General features: G+C 66.2%; 3 protein-coding genes. All 3 read left to right on the top strand.

What is annotated here, in order from left to right; all coding sequences use genetic code 11:
• Window positions 1–200: 200 nt before the first annotated feature.
• Window positions 201–1070 carry a sulfotransferase gene (locus tag RI554_11160; protein ID MDR9392572.1) on the top strand — a complete coding sequence of 290 codons (870 nt, stop codon included), beginning with the start codon at window positions 201–203 and terminating at the stop codon, window positions 1068–1070.
• The gene (locus RI554_11155; protein MDR9392571.1) at window positions 1067–1720 is read left to right on the top strand and encodes a sugar transferase; all 654 of its coding nucleotides are present in this window, start codon (window positions 1067–1069) and stop codon (window positions 1718–1720) included. The genes RI554_11160 and RI554_11155 overlap by 4 nt, the downstream gene beginning before the upstream one ends.
• The coding region (locus RI554_11150; protein MDR9392570.1) for a DegT/DnrJ/EryC1/StrS aminotransferase family protein at window positions 1717–2863 on the top strand (1147 nt) is incomplete at its 3' end. The genes RI554_11155 and RI554_11150, both read left to right, overlap by 4 nt.

Raw genomic sequence — 2863 nt, 5'->3', positions numbered from 1 at the left:
CGTCAACATAGCGATCTTGCTAAAAGGATGGGAAGGCGCGGGCGCGTGTACTTTGACGAAAACCATGACTTCCGATCTGTGGCGAAACGTTTTCTGGCTCTTCTCAAATCACTAGAAGCATAGTGCGAGTACGGCAGTTTGCAACCTGAGTGGGATCCCAACGGTGAGGTCCCGAGCGAAATGAACTAGCATTGTTAACCGTGAGGGACTCAGGGTCATCGACCATCATCATCGGCGCACCCCGTTCGGGCACGAACATGCTTCGCGACGTCCTGACACGACTTCCGGGGCTGGGCACGTGGCCTTGCGACGAAATCCCCTACATCTGGCGTCATGGCAACGTGTCCTACCCCCACGACGAGTTTTCGCGCGAGATGGCTCGGCCAGAGGTCGGTCGCTGGATTCGTGCGCAGTTCGAGGGCCTTGCGCGTTCGCAAGGCATCGATCGCGTGGTCGAAAAGACCTGTGCGAACAGCCTTCGCGTGGGGTTCGTCCACGACGTGGTCCCGAACGCCAAATTCGTAGTCATCGTCCGTGACGGCGTGGATGCAGCACTCTCCGCATCACGGCGTTGGACGGCCCCCTTCGATCTTGCGTACACCATGAAGAAGGTGCGTTTCGTACCGCCCTCCGACGCTCCGAGGTACGCGATGCAGTACGCCCGCAACCGCCTTCGCCAAGCAACGTCGTCCGAAGACCGCCTTGCGACGTGGGGGCCTGTGTTCGACGGCATGCAGGAAGCTGCCCGGACGCACTCCGTCGAGGAACTCAGCATGCTGCAGTGGAAACGCTGCGTCGACCGCACGGACGAGGAGCTCCCGACGATTCCCGACGACCGGGTGGTTCGACTCTCGTACGAAGCCTTCGTGCGCGACCCGCACACGGAGCTGGCGCGCCTGACATCGTTCCTGGAGATACCGGTGTCCACCGAACAGATTGAGGATGCCGTCCATGACGTGTCGGCCCAGAACGTCGGAAAGGGACGTGAGCGCGCCGATCCAAGAACGCGCGACCGCCTGATCGAGCTCGGGCGGGAGACACTCGCGCGTCACGGCTACGCGATTCGATGAGCACGAAACGGCCGTGGGACGGCCCCGAAGCCAAGCGGGCGTTCGATCTGATCGTGGCCTCGCTCGGACTCCTGGCCCTCTGGCCCATCGTGCTGACGGCCTGGATCGCCGCCACGGCAAGTACGGGCGAGAACGGATGGTTCGTCCAACGTCGGGTCGGCCGCGACGGGCGAACCTTCGACGTCTACAAACTCCGAACGATGCGCTCCCCACCTGGCGGAGGTACGACCGTGACGGCGCGCGGAGACGCCCGCATCACGCCGGTCGGGGCACGCTTGCGAGCCTGGAAGCTCGACGAGCTCCCGCAACTCGTGAACGTCGTGAAGGGGGACATGTCGTTCGTTGGACCCCGCCCGGACGTCCCGGGGTTCGCGGATGCCCTCGAGGGTGAAGCCCGCGAGATCCTTCGCGTCCGTCCCGGCATCACGAGCCCCGCCACGCTCAAGTATCGGGACGAGGAGTCGATCCTGGCGAATCGGTCCGACCCGGAAACGTACAATGCCGAGGTGATTTTTCCGGACAAGGTCCGCATGAATCTCGCGTACGTGCGGACGCGGACCTTCATGGGCGATCTGCGCATCCTCGTCGATACGGTCCTCGGCCGTTCGCTCGCGTCCGAGGAAGGGGACCCCGTGGGGCCTACGCCATGACGGGCGTTTGGCCGTTCTACGACGCCGACGAACGCGAAGCGGTGGCCGGCGTCCTCGCCTCCGGCCGCGTGAACTACTGGACCGGCGACGAAGGACGTCACTTCGAACGGGAGTACGCCGCTGCCCTCGGTCGCGAGCACGCCATCGTTCTGCACAACGGGTCGTTGGCGCTGGAGTTGGCCTTGATGGCGTTGGGCGTCGGGCCGGGCGACGAGGTGGTGACGACGCCCCGCACCTTCATCGCGAGCGCGTCCGCAGCGGTGATGCGGGGGGCGACGCCGGTCTTCGCGGACGTGGATCGCGACAGCGGGAATCTGACGGTGGAGACCGTGGAGCCGGTCCTGAGTGAACGCACGAAGGCGATCGTCGCGGTCCACCTGGCGGGGTGGCCGGTCGACATGGCACCCCTGATGAACCTGGCCCGGTCGCGCGGCATCGCGGTGATCGAGGACGCCTCGCAGGCGCACGGCGCCACGATCGACGGGACGCCCGTCGGGGCGTTCGGGGACCTCGCCGCGTTCAGCTTCTGTCAGGACAAGATCATCACGACGGGCGGCGAGGGAGGCCTGTTGGCGCTCGACGACGAGGCGATGTGGCGGGACGCGTGGGCGTACAAGGACCACGGGAAGAGCTACGAAGCGATCTACGAGCGTCCCGACGACGGCGTCGGGTACAAGCGGGTGTACGAGTCGTTCGGGACCAACTGGCGCATGACGGAGATGCAGGCCGCCATCGGACGCATCCAACTGCGGAAACTGCCCGAGTGGCACGCCCGGAGGCACGCCATCGGGACGCGCTACGAGGAGGCCCTCCGAGGGATGGAGGCGTTCCGCGTGCCGGTGGTCCCGGAGGCCATGCGCCACGCGTACTATCGCGCCTACGTCTACGTCCGCCCCGAGGCGCTCCGCGACGGCTGGTCCCGCGACCGGATCCTGGCGGAGGTCCGCGAGGCCGGCGTCCCGATCTTCACGGGGAGTGCGAGCGAGCTCTACCTCGAGAAGGCGTTCCGGGATGCCCACCTGGGTCCGCCCGAGGCCCTACCCGTCGCCAAGGAGCTCGGGGAGACGTCGCTGGCCCTGCTGTGCCACCCGACGCTCGAGGACGCGGACGTCGAGCGCACCGTCGAGGTGCTCCGCGACGTCG

This window comes from Trueperaceae bacterium (genome assembly GCA_031581195.1).
GTDB lineage: Bacteria > Deinococcota > Deinococci > Deinococcales > Trueperaceae > SLSQ01.
Note: the sequence above shows the minus strand (reverse complement) of the source record. Positions and strands in the feature narration are given on the sequence as shown.

Coding starts and splice junctions, on each gene's coding strand:
- RI554_11155 (MDR9392571.1), top strand. CDS start 1,067: ATGAGCACGAAACGGCCGTGGGACGGCCCCGAAGCCAAGCGGGCGTTC.